14 protein-coding genes are annotated in these 15,723 nt (G+C 40.7%); 9 read left to right on the top strand and 5 right to left on the bottom strand.

Annotation, left to right across the window (positions count from 1 at the left end):
- Positions 1 to 11 precede the first annotated feature (11 nt).
- Positions 12 to 1,397 (top strand): envelope stress sensor histidine kinase CpxA, encoded by a 1,386-nt coding sequence (gene cpxA, locus L4F93_RS03130; RefSeq protein WP_250351089.1) that lies wholly within the window; start codon positions 12 to 14, stop codon positions 1,395 to 1,397.
- 175 nt (positions 1,398 to 1,572) lie between these two features.
- Here the strand turns inward: cpxA and narL are convergent, their stop codons facing one another.
- Together narL and L4F93_RS03120 are read right to left on the bottom strand one after the other, a co-directional pair.
- A complete protein-coding gene (gene narL, locus L4F93_RS03125; RefSeq protein WP_250351088.1) occupies positions 1,573 to 2,202 on the bottom strand; it encodes a two-component system response regulator NarL in 630 nt (209 codons plus the stop codon).
- Positions 2,203 to 2,215: 13 nt separating this feature from the next.
- Positions 2,216 to 4,708 carry a class I adenylate cyclase gene (locus L4F93_RS03120; protein ID WP_250351087.1) on the bottom strand — a complete coding sequence of 831 codons (2,493 nt, stop codon included), beginning with the start codon at positions 4,706 to 4,708 and terminating at the stop codon, positions 2,216 to 2,218.
- A 183-nt stretch (positions 4,709 to 4,891) separates the two neighbouring features.
- On the opposite strand from L4F93_RS03120, the gene hemC reads away from it, so the two are divergent.
- From hemC to L4F93_RS03085, 7 genes are all read left to right on the top strand, one after another.
- A complete protein-coding gene (gene hemC / locus L4F93_RS03115; protein WP_250351612.1) occupies positions 4,892 to 5,818 on the top strand; it encodes a hydroxymethylbilane synthase in 927 nt (308 codons plus the stop codon).
- 32 nt (positions 5,819 to 5,850) lie between these two features.
- Complete coding sequence (locus L4F93_RS03110; protein WP_250351086.1) at positions 5,851 to 6,603, top strand: uroporphyrinogen-III synthase; 753 nt, start codon at positions 5,851 to 5,853, stop codon at positions 6,601 to 6,603.
- Between the two features lie 19 nt (positions 6,604 to 6,622).
- The gene (locus L4F93_RS03105) at positions 6,623 to 8,155 is read left to right on the top strand and encodes a uroporphyrinogen-III C-methyltransferase (protein ID WP_250351085.1); all 1,533 of its coding nucleotides are present in this window, start codon (positions 6,623 to 6,625) and stop codon (positions 8,153 to 8,155) included.
- 11 nt (positions 8,156 to 8,166) lie between these two features.
- On the top strand, positions 8,167 to 9,459 hold the full coding sequence (locus L4F93_RS03100; protein ID WP_250351084.1) for a heme biosynthesis protein HemY: 1,293 nt from the start codon (positions 8,167 to 8,169) through the stop codon (positions 9,457 to 9,459).
- 38 nt (positions 9,460 to 9,497) lie between these two features.
- Entirely contained in the window at positions 9,498 to 9,938 is a 441-nt protein-coding gene (locus L4F93_RS03095; RefSeq protein ID WP_250351083.1) for a hypothetical protein, read from the top strand.
- Positions 9,939 to 10,271: 333 nt separating this feature from the next.
- Positions 10,272 to 11,636: a diaminobutyrate--2-oxoglutarate transaminase gene (locus L4F93_RS03090; RefSeq protein WP_250351082.1), complete on the top strand. Its 1,365-nt coding sequence runs from the start codon at positions 10,272 to 10,274 to the stop codon at positions 11,634 to 11,636.
- Positions 11,637 to 11,714: 78 nt separating this feature from the next.
- Positions 11,715 to 13,247: a pyridoxal phosphate-dependent decarboxylase family protein gene (locus tag L4F93_RS03085; protein ID WP_250351081.1), complete on the top strand. Its 1,533-nt coding sequence runs from the start codon at positions 11,715 to 11,717 to the stop codon at positions 13,245 to 13,247.
- Between the two features lie 60 nt (positions 13,248 to 13,307).
- On the opposite strand, the gene L4F93_RS03080 is transcribed toward L4F93_RS03085, so the two are convergent.
- Entirely contained in the window at positions 13,308 to 14,201 is an 894-nt protein-coding gene (locus tag L4F93_RS03080) for a DMT family transporter (protein WP_250351080.1), read from the bottom strand.
- Positions 14,198 to 14,554, bottom strand: a complete 357-nt coding sequence (gene folB, locus L4F93_RS03075; protein ID WP_250351079.1) for a dihydroneopterin aldolase — start codon at positions 14,552 to 14,554, stop codon at positions 14,198 to 14,200. The genes L4F93_RS03080 and folB overlap by 4 nt, the downstream gene beginning before the upstream one ends.
- A gap of 98 nt (positions 14,555 to 14,652) precedes the next feature.
- Here folB and plsY point away from each other — a divergent pair, with 98 nt between their 5' ends.
- Positions 14,653 to 15,255 carry a glycerol-3-phosphate 1-O-acyltransferase PlsY gene (gene plsY, locus L4F93_RS03070; protein WP_250351078.1) on the top strand — a complete coding sequence of 201 codons (603 nt, stop codon included), beginning with the start codon at positions 14,653 to 14,655 and terminating at the stop codon, positions 15,253 to 15,255.
- A 14-nt stretch (positions 15,256 to 15,269) separates the two neighbouring features.
- On the opposite strand, the gene L4F93_RS03065 is transcribed toward plsY, so the two are convergent.
- A complete protein-coding gene (locus L4F93_RS03065; protein ID WP_250351077.1) occupies positions 15,270 to 15,668 on the bottom strand; it encodes a helix-turn-helix domain-containing protein in 399 nt (132 codons plus the stop codon).
- Positions 15,669 to 15,723: the final 55 nt, after the last annotated feature.

Raw genomic sequence — 15,723 nt, 5'->3', positions numbered from 1 at the left:
CTTCAAGCAAAATGAAATTAACGTTTCTCAATACCTTATCAATGCGAATTTTTGCCTTATTCTGGCTTGCCTTTGCGCTTCTCCTCGCATTGATTTTTTTACTGCCTTATTTTGATGCGCGTATTTACACGGAACTGGGCAATGAAGAAGTTTCGGGTTATTACGGTGAAATCGCCACCGCCATTCGGAATAAACAACTAGCGCATATTATTTCTGGCGTGCCAGTTATCCCTATGGACAAATTTGACGACATTCACCCTGTTTTGGCAGATAAAAATGGCAATATTCTTGGCGCAAGAAAGGAAGAAATTGCCTCTATTCAGCAATTTATGTACCACACCGTAAGCACATTAAAACCGCTGAAAAAAAACTTTTATGACATTCAGATTGCCGGGCCTTTTACCGTACACCTCAATTTAGACAACGATGTGCCTTACACCCTCTATTTTGTCAGCCGTGTTAATCCGCAAAAAGAAGTTCTGTCTTATATTTTTGACCGCCCTTATATCCTCATTTTATTTATTATGTTAATTTCCACCCCGTTACTTTGGTGGCTTTCACGAAGTATTGGGCGACCGTTGAGACATTTACAGCAAGCGGCAAATGCCGTTGCTTTAGGCAATTTTAAAGTGGATAAATCCCTTGAAACGCAAGGCACTATTGAGTTACGTCAAGTGGGGCAAAGTTTCAATCGAATGACGATTGCCTTAGACGATCAACTTTCTAATCAACAAACCCTACTTTCCTCTATTTCACACGAACTAAGAACACCGCTTACCCGCTTGCAACTGGCGCTAGCCTTATTACGTCGCCGAATCAATAGCAGCGCAGAAATCGCCCGCATCGAAAAAGAAGCGGTACGTCTTGATGAAATGATTAATGATCTGCTGTTACTTTCACGTCAGCAGCTAAATAGCCATATTCTACGAGAAATTTTCCCCATCACTGAAATTTGGCACGATATTATTAAAGATAGCCGTTTTGAAGCGGAACAGAAAAAATTATCCTTCAAAGTCAAACAACTGATTCATAAACCGAGCCAATATTACCTCAATGGAAATAAAGGGTTAATTTGCAGTGCCATTGAAAATATCTTACGCAATGCGTTGAAATATACGCAGGCTAAAATTGAAGCAACAATCTTTATTGAAGAGAATGCAATGGTGATTGCCATTGATGATAACGGCGCGGGTATTCCAGCCAATGAATATGAAAATATTTTCAAGCCATTTTATCGCATTGATGAAGCCAGAACCCGCGAAACCGGGGGAACAGGGCTGGGGCTTGCGATTGTCGCTAATGTTATCCGTGAACATCAAGGAAAAGTATGGGCGGAACCAAGCCACCTTGGTGGCTTGCGTGTGGTGATCAAACTGCCGTTATGGATTTCTCAATAAATGTTCTTTAGCACTTTTGTATGCCATAAATTTCAGAAATAAAAATTCTAAAATTTTCAACCGCACTAATTAGTTTGCATAATTTTGATTTATCGTAAGAAAAGTAAGTGCGGTACTTTTTTGTAAAGTATTGAAGAAAGAGAGCGGATCTTTTACCGCTCTTTGTTGCGTGGTTTTATGCCCCTTTATGCTGAAAATACAGCACGGTGGCTGCCACACGAGAGTGAACATTGAGTTTACGTAATAAGTTGCGGATATGCACTTTTACGGTTTCTTCTGAAATAAAGAGTTGTGCGGCAATCTGTTTATTGGATAAGCCCGTTGCAATCAGGCGTAGCACATCCATTTCTCGGTCCGTAAGGGTGTAAATCGGATCTTGTTCGGGGCGTTGCTCTAGTAGTAAATCTTTAATTGAATCGCTTAAAATCACTTCTCCTTGAGCAATACGTTTAATTTGTCCAAGTAACAGATCGGGTTCGGTATCTTTTAATAAATAGCCGTCTGCGCCCGCGTCAATCAACGTGAAAACATCATTTTTGGCATCGGAAACGGTAAGAATAACAATGCGAGCATCGACATTTTCTTCACGTAATGCCTTGAGCGTGTCTAACCCTGATAGCCCTTTCATATTCAAATCAAGCACAATTAAATCTGGTGAGGTTTGTAAGGCAAGGTTAATTCCTTCTGCACCACTGCCGGCATCACCAACGATTTCAAATGTTTCATCTAATTCCAATAATTGTTTTATGCCACGACGCATCAGTGGGTGATCGTCAATCAGCAACACTTTCATTGTATCCAACATAAGTTTCCCCTAGTTATGATGACACCAAACGACTATAAAATGGGACAATCTTGACGCCACTTTCGCTTGGTAATAATTGATAAAATTGTGGATAGTTAAAATTTCGTTGCACAATTTTATACGGATTATTATTTCCCTCCAAGCCTGCCGATTGATAAATATGATTTATCTCATGAATTTTCTGTTCTTTTTCACCTTCACAGTTACGATAAATCTCAATTCGGTTAGCTTCGTCTAAAATATAGACATTAAATGTCTTATCCAAGTTATTTTCAAAGAAAAATTGTAAAAAACCTTCGCTGGCAAAGGCGTCAATTTCATAGGGGTATGTTTTGTGCTTGTGGTTTTCCTCTTTATTGTCGATGACTTCTTGTACCTCTACATTGAAATCCTCGTTACTAATCAAAGGTGGGGTGTGGATTTCTTGCAAGCTAATGCCGCGTTCTTCAAAGAAAAATTGCCAGTTTTTCCCCGCAACACGCAATAAATTATTTTGTGGCACATCACTGACGCCTACTTGAATATTGATACATTTGTTGATTAATGCGGTAACAATATTTCGTAAGGTTTTTTGATAATATTTGCTATAACAGAATACATTTACGCTTTGTGGTGAGGTGGAACCACGATAAATTTTGTTAGAAAGCACTTTTAATGCCAATAAAATGGCATTTGGCCCTTCAAAATGCAGGGTACGAATTTCATTCCATAAATTGCGATAAGTTAAATCAATACTTCCTACTAGGCTTTCTTCATCAGGCCCAAAACTAAATAAATCATTGGCGACGATGGTGGTTTTTGCCTCAGATAAATGTGCCGTTGGGTCTTTGGTGAGATTAATGGAAACGACTAAGCTTTTTATTTCGCAGTTATGATTTAATTCCTCATTACTTGCCGCGGCCACCACTGTGGGCAGAGATAAACGTAAATCGGTAACGAATTGCCTTAATTTTGCAAGCGTTACATTTGGGCTAAAGATGTGTAATTCTGTTTTTGGGGTCAGTAAACGGTTGAAATATGCCCAAGAAACCAATTTATTGAGATTTTCGCTATATTCTATGTAGCGTGGTTGTTCAAATCCTTGGACATCAGGCGTTTGGTTTACTAAGTACCAACCTGCTTTGAAATGACGGTTGTTTTTGACTTCAATAAAGGTAATGTTTTTTTCCGATAAATCAGAAGAAATCATTGCATTGAGTAAAGTGATTTTACCCGGTAATTCTTCAAATGCCGTATAAAGTTTACGGGTTAAAATGCTAATATCTTGCGGCATTATGCTGGAATTTACCTTATATTTGCGGGCAAATTGTACTAAATGCCGATAACTAAACATTAAGAATTTAATTAAGTTATTATGGCTTTCTTTTACGCGTTTTATTTTCCAACAGGCGCGCTGATTTAGCTCTTGTACCAATTCTTTTGACCAGCCCCACGTTTTGGCTAGGTTCTGTAATTGGGCTAAACGCCAACTGTGTTTGGGAACATTATGACTGTATTCATTGGCTTTAATATAAAAGCAACGGCGAACAAATTCTAAGCGACGTAAATCGTTGAGTCCGATTAAATAATTGGTTACTCGCTCAAGCATTGTAAGATAAGGATCAAAGTGATGTTTTTTATCGCCATTCAGTAAGCGTGCTTTAAATTCTTGGGCGATCAGGTAAGTGTCTGGGTAATCCGCAGAATAGGTTTCTAGCAACAAAATTTTTAACACGGATTTGTAAGGTGAATCAATCCCTTTGTAGAGTTGCCACAAACTCGCACCAAAATATTCATTGGCAGAAAATGCCCCTAAGCCACCAAAATCCACCCAATCATTAGGATCAATACGTTTTTCTTTGATTAAACGTGCCACTTCTTGTTCATAGTCTTTTTCATTTTCTACGGGCAGATGTAGCCATAATAAGGGTTTCCCGGCAAGGCGAATGGCGGAGCGGTAAAATTCATCTAGCAATAGCATATATTGTGCCGAACCACAATTTTCTGCCGTTAACGGATCCGCGTAACGAAAACAGCGGAAGCGGTTTTGATCCATTAAATATAAGTTAATTTCCACCCCTAAGGTTAATGCCCATTGCTGTAAGGCATCCATTTTTTGGCTTAATAAATGGCGATCTTCTGGGCTAATTTGCGGGTGGTGACAAACCCAAATATCCAAGTCTGAAGCCGATGTTTGGCTAATTGAAGCGATGCTGCCCATTACATACACGCCAAGCACGGGGAAGAAAGTGCGGTGAGAAAATGGCGAATTTTCGATTTCTTGCTCACTTAACTCAAAATGTGCGGAAAGATAGGCTTGTTGATAATCCGATAAAACAAAATCAACAATCCCTGCTGGGGCATTTTTGATATAGCCCGGCAGCGTGTGATGATTGAGGTGCAATAACAAGGTAATCGTTTGAAAAACTTGACTAAATTGAGCTGAACTGCCTGAAATTGCGCGTTCAAAACGTAATTTGTCGAGATATTCCACTTGTTGTTTCGCACTATTAATATCGTAATTCAATTTATATCCTAGGAAAGAGGGAGTGATAAATGAACAATTTCCTCGAATTTCATACAAAGAAATTGAAGTATTACTCTATCATTTGCCTTATCGGAAAGCAAAAAAATTAAATGAAAACTGACATTTTGAGGCAACAATGATAGGATAAGCCTTAATGTTTCTACGCTTATTTTTTGCATAATGATGACAAAAAAACTAATCAAAATCGCAACCCGCCGTAGTCCTTTAGCATTATGGCAAGCGAATTATATTAAAGATCGTTTAACGCAATTATATCCAGCACTTTGTGTTGAGCTTGTGCCAATGGTAACTAAAGGCGATGTAATTTTAGATACGCCACTGGCGAAAATTGGCGGAAAAGGCTTATTCGTCAAAGAATTAGAAAATGCCCTATTAAAGGGCGAAGCCGATATTGCCGTGCATTCAATGAAAGATGTGCCAATGCAATTCCCACAAGGCTTAGGGCTAAGTGTTATTTGCCAACGTGAAGATCCCCGTGATGCCTTTGTGTCAAATTCTTACCGCACTTTAGAGGAATTACCTGTGGGTGCTGTGGTGGGGACATCAAGTTTACGCCGTCAATGTCAGCTTAACGCGTTACGGCCTGATTTGACCATTCAATCTTTACGAGGAAATGTGGGGACGCGATTAAGTAAATTAGACAATGGTGATTATGATGCGATTATTCTTGCTTCAGCGGGATTAATTCGTTTAGGAATGGCAGAGCGCATTGCCTCTTTCATTGATACGGAAATTTCCTTACCCGCAGCAGGGCAAGGAGCAGTTGGCATTGAATGCCGTGTTGATGATGTAGAAGTGCAAACCCTGTTAGCGCCACTTGCCGATCCAGAAACCACTGCCTGTGTGTTAGCTGAGCGTGCGATGAATAATCACCTACAAGGTGGTTGTCAAGTGCCAATCGGGGGGTATGCGGTGATTTCTGATAATCAGCTTTATCTTAAAGCGTTAGTGGGGAAAACAGATGGGAGTGAAATTATTCGTGCAGAAGGTAAAAGTGCGGTGGAAAATGCGCAAGAATTAGGTATTCAAGTTGCAGAAAGCTTATTAAAACAAGGGGCAGATAACATTTTACAAGCCCTTGGTGTGTAATTGTTCACCTTTACAACGATAAGGAAAACCCAATGGCAGTGTTGGTTACGCGCCCTGATGAAAAGGGCAAACAACTGGTGGAAATGCTGGCAAAGGCAGGCATCGCGGCCATTCATTTTCCGCTCTTTTCTATTCAAGCCGGACGTGAGCTTAATGATTTGCCCTCTCAGCTCAATCAACTCAATGCGGGGGATTATGTTTTCGTGGTATCGCAAAATGCGGTAACTTACAGCGCCGAAAGCCTTAAACAAGCTGGCTTTCAATGGCGGGCAGATTTACAGTATTTTACCGTTGGACAGCGAACCGCACAGGCATTTTGTAGTCAAACAGAACAGTGTATTCATTATCCTTTTCAGCAAGAAACAAGTGAAGGTCTGCTTTCTTTATCAGCAATGAAAAACGTGCAAGATAAAACCATTTTGATTTTACGGGGTAATGGTGGGCGAGCTTTTTTTGCAGAGCAAGCCAGCGTGCGAGGGGCTAAAATTAAAACTCTGGAATGTTATCAGCGACAGCCCTTAGTTTATGACCCTTTAGAACAAATCAGTATGTTTAAGCGAGCTGGCATTACGACAATCATTGCGACCAGCAAAGAAATTTTGCGTTTATTGCTAGATTTTGTCCCCAAAAATGAACATAATTGGCTAAAGTCTTGCCACTTAATAACGGTAAGTGAACGAATTCAACGCGTTGCCTTTGAAATGGGCTGGGAAAAGGTGAGTCTTTCACCACGAGCAGATAATGCAACCTTGTGCGATACTTTATTGCAATTTAACGAGTTTTAATAATCATAAGGAATAAATTATGGCTAAACATCACGCAAAAAAAACAGATAAAACCCTTGCTGTGGAAAACACAGCACAATCTGTCGAACCTGTGGAAAATTCCCTTCAAATTGAAAATTCTGAACAAGAAAATGAAGTGGTGAAAAACGAGCAAGCCCCCCCTGAACCGACAAAGGAAGAACCTATGCAACCATCACCAGAAAAAGTTACAACGGACAATGAACCTGCTAAGCCAGAAACCGTGATTGTTAAAAAAGGCGGTACAGGTGTGGCGATTTTAGCGTTATTAGTTGCATTGGGTTTAGGGGGCGCTGGTTATTATTTTGCAGAGCAACATCTAACCAGTGTACAAGCAAGATTAACGGCGTTGGAAGCGCAAAAACCACTCTCAACCCATAGCCAAACTTTCACTGACGCTGATTTAAGTGCATTAAAACAAGATCAAAGCAAAATCGCTCAGCTTGCACAAACAAGCCAATCTACCAATGAAAAATTAATCGCATTAGAAAAAATGGTAGAAATTAAGGAACAGCAAATCTCCGCCTTACAAAATCAAGTAAATACATTAAGTAATGCGAAAAAAGCGGCGCAGCCAAATGATTGGTTGCTGTCCGAAGCTGATTTCTTATTAAACAACGCATTACGCAAATTAGTATTAGATAATGATGTGGATACCGCAATTTCTTTATTAAAAGTAGCGGATGAAACCTTAAGTAAAGTCTCTGACCCACGCGTGATCAATGTTCGTAGCGCAATTAATAGCGATTTAAAACAGTTGCTTTCAGTCAATAACATTGATCAAAATGCCATTATGCAGCACCTGTCTCAGCTTGCGAATAATGTTGATGAACTGAGTGTACTCAATGTGAATTTTGATGAATCCAATGAAAATAATGATAAATTGAGTGGCTCTTGGGACGATTGGAAAGAAAATGCAGAAAAAAGTGCCACTTCTTTTTTAAATCATTTTATTCGCATTACGCCAAAAAATGCGGATAACAAAGCATTGTTAGCACCTAATCAAGATATTTACCTGCGTGAAAATATCCGTTTGCGTTTACAGTTAGCGATTATGGCGGTACCGCGTCAGCAAAATGATTTATATAAACAATCTTTAGAAACCGTCGCCTCTTGGGTGAGAAGTTATTTTGATACCAATACTGAAGTGGTACAAACTTTTCTTAAAGAAGTGGATGAGTTAGCGGAACAGTCTATTTATGTTGATGTGCCAACGCAGTTAACTAGTTTAAATTTATTAGATAAGTTGCTTAATAAGCCTTCGCAAGAGGTGCAAAAAATTGAGCTTTCCGTAGATAAAGAGGTGGCGCAAGAAAATGCGCAAAATGCCAAAGGGGAAAGCGCACAAGGTAGCAACACAACAGAAAATGCAGCGCCAGCACAACAGGCTTCAGCGGTGAATGCAGAAAGCAATGCGACGCAAAACGATGAAAATCGAAGTGAAAAGCCGAGTGAAAACCAAACTGCCGTGGAAAACCAAAGTGCGGTGGAAAATGCAGACAAATCTGAGCAAAACCAAGCACAACAACAGTAGAGGAAATAGCAATGTTTAGAACCCTATTTTTAATGCTGGTGTTACTTGCCGGCTTAATCGCAGGCCCTTATCTATCGGGCAAACAAGGCTATGTGTTAATTGAAACCAGCACATACAGCATTGAAATGTCAATCACCACCCTTGTGATTTTCTTCGTGATTGCAATGGCGGTGGTATATGGTATTGAGTGGATCATCACAAAATTCTGTCGTTTAAGTAACAGCACCTATGGCTGGTTCTCTCGTCGTAAACGCCTTAAAGCACAAAAACAAACGCTTGAAGGGTTAATGTTAATGGACGAAGGGCAATATTCTAAAGCTGAAAAATTAATTGGTAAAAATGCCAAACATTCTGATGAGCCAATCCTAAACTTTATTAAAGCAGCAGAAGCAGCACAGCAACGTGGCGATGAGTTTGGCGCTAATCGTTACTTAATTAAAGCTACCGAATTGGCTGGTACAGATAACCTACTTGTTGAGATTGCGCGTACGCGAATTTTGTTACAGCAAAATAAATTGCCTGCCGCACGCAGTGCCATTGATAGCTTGTTAGTAATGACCCACCGCAATAAAGAAGTGTTAAAACTGGCAGTTGAGATCTACTTAAAATCGCACGCCTTTGAAGCGTTGGATAAAATTTTGGATCAAGTGGAAAATTCAGGGATTTATTCAGATAAAGAATTTACGACCTTGCAACATCGCGTAGAAGATGGCTTACTTGACGAAAAAATGAATGAAGAAGGCGTCGATGGCTTGCTTAAATGGTGGGACGATCAACCACGTAAACGACAAAATGATCTGTATGTCAAAATTGGACTTATTCGTCGTTTGATTGATAGTGATGATCACGAAACCGCCTACAAATTGATCTTAGAAGCCTTGAAAAAAGTGGATGACAACAACCCACTGGCACAACAACTTTGCTCGCAAATTACCCGTGTTCAACCCGTAGATAACAGCAAATTGCTGAAAATTATGGAAAAACGGGCAAAACAAAGTAAGGAGCAATCTTGTTGTTGCACAAACCGTGCCTTAGGTTACTTATATGTGCGTAATGGCGATTTTGCTAAGGCAAGCGAAGCATTTAAGAAAGTGATCGCAGATAAAACCCAGCTTCAGCCGAATGATATTACAATGGCAACCTATGCCTTTGAGCAAAACGGTGAAAATGAACTGGCTAAACAACTTCAGCAAGAAAGTTTGAAATCCGCGATGTCGGTGCAAAACTTAGCCTCTGAAGAAGATGAAAAAACGCCAGAAAATCCTACCGCACTTGTTGAAACGGCAGAAACAAAAAACCTTTAAGCTAAGCATAATGCCCTGTTTTCAGGGCATTCTTTTATATGATGATAACTCTTCCTCATAAGATTGCACAATTTCTACAACAGCAAACGGTGATGAGCCTTGCTGTTCATAACACACAGGATTTTTGGGCAGCAAACTGCTTTTATGTGCTTGATAATGAGAATGTCAGCCTGATTTTCTTTTCTTCTCTTAATACGCAGCACGCACAAATAATGCAACAAAGTGAGCAGGTCGTTGGTACGATTGCCACACAAACCGATCAAGTGAGCGAGATTGAAGGCGTGCAGTTTAAAGGTCGTGCCATATTGCTTGATGGAAATGCCCGCCAATCTGCTCTTAAGCGCTATTACGCGCGTTATCCCTTTGCCCGTTTGATGAATACTGACTTATGGAAAATTGAACTTGATGAAATCAAACACACCTCGAATAAATGTGTTTTTGCTCAGAAAACTTACTGGAAAAGAACAAGTGCGGTGTAATTTTTGATTATTTTGCCTAAATCAATAAAAATCACTTTTCTTTCTAGCAAAAAAGGGTACTATATGCCGTCTTTTGTAAGGCTTCCGCTTTACAAACTTCCAACTTTCCAATTAGGAAAAATAAAAAAGCTGAAACGCTTTTTTTAATAAGTAGCGAGTCAAAATGCCCCATGGCATCTTATTTTTAAGAATAAGAAAGCTTAGGCTTATAACGCGTATTTATTTTGTTCTCAGGCAAGGCGAAATAACGCAGAATGAGGACAACAGAAATCGCGTTATCCCGCAAGGCACCCGACTTATTTTTTTAACCTCTTATTGAAGGTATAGATTAGCATGACAAACACGCCTGTAAATCCAATCAACAACGCAACCAATGAATATTATCTCAACCGCCAAAATGCAATGGAATCGAATGTGCGTAGCTATCCACGCAAATTGCCATTAGCCATTGCCAAAGCACAAGGTTGTTGGGTAACGGATGTTGAAGGTAATGAATATCTTGATTGCTTAGCTGGTGCAGGAACATTAGCGCTTGGGCATAATCACCCTGCGGTGATCCAAGCGATTCAAGATGTATTAAGTAGCGGTTTACCGCTTCACACATTAGATTTAACCACGCCATTAAAAGACGCTTTTACTGAAGAACTGCTTTCTTTCTTCCCGAAAGATCAGTATCGTCTGCAATTCTGTGGCCCTTCTGGCGCAGATGGCACAGAGGCAGCAGTAAAACTTGCCAAAACCTACACTGGACGTGGTAATGTTATCGCATTTTCTGGTGGTTACCACGGAATGACCCACGGTTCACTTTCTATGACAGGGAACTTAAATGCGAAAAACGCTGTACAAAACTTAATGGCTGGCGTGCAATTTATGCCTTATCCGCACGAATACCGTTGTCCATTGGGTCTAGGTGGTGAAGCGGGTGTAGAAGCACTAACCTATTATTTTGAAAACTTTATTGAAGATGTAGAAAGCGGTGTGGTAAAACCTGCGGCAGTGATCCTTGAAGCGATTCAAGGGGAAGGCGGTGTGGTAACGGCGCCTGTGAAATGGTTACAAAAAATCCGTGAAGTAACGAAAAAACACGGTATTGTGTTAATCCTTGATGAAGTGCAAGCGGGTTTCTGCCGTTCAGGAAAAATGTTTGCCTTTGAATATGCCGGTATTGAACCTGATATCGTGGTAATGTCAAAAGCCGTAGGGGGCAGTTTGCCATTGGCAGTGCTTGCCATTCGTAAAGAATTTGATGCGTGGCAACCAGCAGGACATACAGGCACATTCCGCGGTAACCAAATGGCAATGGCGACGGGGTATGCGTCATTAAAAATTATGCGTGAGCAAAACTTAGCGCAAAATGCCTTAGAACGTGGTGATTTCTTACAAACTGAATTGAAAAAATTAGCACAACAATTCCCTTGTATCGGTAACGTGCGCGGACGTGGTTTAATGATCGGGATTGAGATCGTTGATGAACGTCAAGCGCAAGATCGCATTGGGGCATATCCAGCAGATGGTGAACTGGCTGCCGCAATTCAAAAAGCCTGCTTTAACAATAAGTTATTGCTAGAGCGTGGTGGTCGTGGTGGTAATGTCGTGCGTATTCTTTGCCCACTTATCATCACGCAAGCGGAAAGTGAAGAATTAATCAAACGCTTTGCTCAATCCGTAGCAGATGCCTTAAAAGCCGTGCGTGGCTAATTATTAATCTAGCTAAATGGGATAGCACAACGTCCCATTTAGCTATTTTTATTTCAACCATCTTTCAGGAAATTCTCAATGGTCGATTTCGCAAAACACAAACAATCCCTTCTTTGCAATGATCCACAATCTATCGCCGATTATGAAAAAAATATGGCAACGGCAATAAGTGCGGTAGGAAATTGGCTCAAAAATAATAAAATGTACACGGGGGGAAGTATTAAACAGCTCCGTGAAGAAATTGCTTTTCAGCCGTCGCAACAAGGTTTCGGATTAGAAAAATCCTTAGCACGCCTCACTGAATTATTCTTAAACAAAAGCCTAAAAGTGCATCATCCACATTCTTTGGCGCATTTACATTGCCCGACGATGGTGGCTAGCCAAGTCGCTGAAGTGTTTATTAATGCCACTAACCAATCTATGGACTCTTGGGATCAAAGCCCAGCAGGGTCATTAATGGAAGTGCAATTAATCGAATGGTTACGCGAAAAAGTGGGGTATGCCGCAGGTGATGCCGGTGTGTTCACTTCTGGTGGCACGCAATCGAATTTAATGGGCGTGTTATTAGCACGCGATGCTTGTATTGCTAAACATTGGAAAAATGCTGAAGGGAAGGAATGGTCTGTACAGCAAGATGGCTTACCCGCAGAAGCATTACAACGTGTAAAAGTGTTATGTTCAGAAAATGCCCACTTCTCTGTGCAAAAAAATATGGCAATGATGGGAATGGGCTTTCAATCTGTAATCAGTGTACCTTGTAATGAAAATGCACAAATGGATACAACGGCATTAGCCAATATCCTCAGTAAGCTCAACGCAGAAGGGCAATTAGTTGCCTGTATCGTGGCAACCGCTGGAACAACGGATGCAGGGGCGATTGACCCATTGCAAGACATTCGTCAGCTTGCAGATCAGTATGGAGCGTGGCTACACGTTGATGCGGCGTGGGGCGGTGCATTATTGCTTTCTAATGACTATCGTCATTGGCTAAACGGCTTAGAATTGGCGGATTCCGTTACCCTTGATTTCCACAAACACTTTTTCCAAAGTATTTCTTGTGGGGCATTCTTACTTAAAGAGCCACAAAACTACCGCTTCATTGATTACAAAGCAGACTACCTGAATTCAGAATACGATGAAGAACACGGTGTCCCTAACTTGGTAGCAAAATCCTTGCAAACAACACGCCGTTTTGATGCATTAAAATTATGGTTTACCGTAGAAGCCTTAGGGGAAGAACTTTATGGCTCAATGATTGACCACGGCGTGAAACTTACTCGTGAAGTGGCGGACTACATTAAGGCAACAAAAGGGCTAGAATTATTAGTTGAACCGCAATTCGCATCCGTGTTATTCCGCGTAAATCCAGCGAACTACCCTACGGAATTTATTGATAATCTCAATCAAAATATTGCCGACGAATTATTCGCTCGTGGCGAAGCCAATATTGGGGTAACCAAAGTTAATGGCGTACAAGCCTTAAAAATGACTACGCTTAGTCCCATCGCCACCTTGGAAAACGTACAAGCCTTACTTGATCAGGTGCTTGAAACCGCTGATAACATCAAAGAGGCCATCGTTGCAGGTAATTACGTGCCAGCGATTGATTAATCTTTCTGAGCGATAATAAAAAGTGCGGTAAAAAATACCGCACTTTTTGTTTTTGTGTTTTTATCCCTTTCGATTACACATCAGTAACCCTAGCACAATCAATGCTCCACTGATGAAATGATACCAATAGAGCTTTTCACCCAAAACGCTAATGCCAAGCAGAGCAGCGAATAAAGGGGTAACATTGGTAAACACTGCGCCTTTCGCACCTCCGACGAGATTAATGCCGTAGTTCCAAAAGGCGTAAGACAAAATAGAAGGGCCGACAACTAAATAGCCGATCATTGCCCAATGGTTTGGAGAAATTTGGCTGATAATCGGTTCGCTGGCAGTCAAGGCTTTCCATAGAAATACAGGGGTAAAGCACAACATTGCAATGGCAACAAGTAAGGTAAGCATCACCGCGTTGGGTAACTCTGCTGGGCGTAGGCGGATAATGCAACAATAAACAGCCCAGCTCAATGCCGACCCAATCGCCCATAGATCCCCTTTATTCACATTGAATTGTACTAAGGTTTGTGGATCGCCTTGGCTTAATAAACAGAATACACCGAAGAAACTTACCATTGCCCCCGCAAGCATTAAAGGACGAATTCTATCCCCAAAAATAAGGCGATTGAGCAATAGCACCGCAATAGGGACTACGGCAAGATAAATACTCGCGTTAAGTGCCGTGGTGGTTTGTAAGCCTTGATAAAGAAATAAAGGGAAGATCACAATGCCGAGTAACGAAAGTGCGGTCAAAATTTTCCACGTTTTTTGAATTGAGGGAACGAAAGCAATGACAGGTTTAACAAACAGCAATAATAACAGCACAGCGGCGGGAAACCAACGGAGATAAGTCAGTACGATGGGATCAACGTCACGGCTTAGTATTTTGCCGAAGATATAATTTCCGCCCCAAAATAACGTGGCTAAAATTAAGCAAAGATAGCCATAATACGGTTTATTCATCTTGTTCCACGTTCCACTATAACGCCAACATTGCGTGCTTGTGCCACTGCTTTGGGCTTACTTAATTTAATTTTTAACCAGCTTAATCCGTATTTTTGTTCAAGCTGCTGCGCTACTTCATAAGCGACGCGTTCAATTAAGAAAAAAGGTTTAGATTGTACATAATTGATAATAAATTCGCTGACTTCGGCATAATTTAGGCAATAGGCAACATCATCGGTCTCCGCTGCCTGACGACAATCCCACGCCATTTCCACATCAAAAATCAACGTTTGTTTGATTTGTTGTTCCCAGTCATAAACGCCAATTTGAGCGAAAACAACCAATTCTTCAATAAAAATGCGATCTATCATAAAATCCTTCAATCTCCTGAAATACTATTAGGCGTATGCTATCAAGTTTATGTACAATAGACGAACAAATTTTTCACTTGACAGTTCAGGGAGGTAAAATGAGCCTTTTCGCCCTTTTTTATATATTTTGTGCGTATTTGCTCGGTTCAATTTCGAGCGCCATTTTATTTTGTCGCCTTGCCGGCTTACCTGATCCTCGCACCACAGGCTCACACAATCCCGGTGCAACCAACGTGCTACGCATCGGCGGACGTTGGGCCGCCTTAGCGGTACTTATTTTTGACATTCTAAAAGGAATGCTTCCTGTATGGGCAGGTTATTATCTCAGTTTAACCCAATTCCAATTAGGTATGGTTGCATTGGCTGCCTGTTTAGGGCATATCTTCCCCTTATTCTTTAAATTTAAAGGTGGGAAAGGCGTCGCCACCGCATTTGGCGCCATTGCCCCTATTGGTTGGGGCGTGGATCTTTGGATGCTTGGCACGTGGCTTGCCGTCTTTTTACTCACGGGATATTCATCCTTAAGCGCGGTTATCGCTGCCATCACCATTCCTTTTTATGTATGGTGGTATAAACCCGAATTCACTTTTCCTGTCGCACTGGTCTGCTGCCTGCTCGTTTACCGCCACCACGACAATATCCAACGCCTATGGCGCGGTCAAGAAGACAAAGTCTGGAATAAATTTAAGAAAAAATTGTGAAAAAACCACCGCACTTAGTTTTGCGTAGTCTGTTGTGCTTTCAATAATGCAATAATTTCTTTTAACGAGGCGATCTCTTTATCTTTTTGTGCTAATAACTGATCTTTATAGCTTAATGCTAATTTGAGTTTTTCATTTTCAATGGTAACCGCTTCATTTGTTGCATAATAATTCGAGCTAAGATGACTATTTTCATTAATTAAAAAGCAAATATGGCGATCATCTCTTACTAATTCAGAAATATCCATATCAAAAATCTGTGCAATTTTCTTTAATTTTTCGTAATGTAATTGTGTTTCACCGCGTTCAATTTTTGCATAACCACTTGGCGATAAATTCATTTTCTCCGCCATTTCTTCTTGGGACCAGTGATTCATTTCCCGTATCAATCGAATTTTTTCGTGTATCGCCATTACCTGCTCCATTTGTTCAATTCCTGCTCAAAATGAGTAGAAAACTGTCTTCCTC

The organism is Avibacterium sp. 20-132, assembly GCF_023611925.1.
Classification (GTDB): Bacteria; Pseudomonadota; Gammaproteobacteria; order Enterobacterales; family Pasteurellaceae; genus Avibacterium.
The sequence above is the reverse complement of the archived record's forward strand: the minus strand, read 5'-3'. Positions and strand labels throughout refer to the sequence as shown.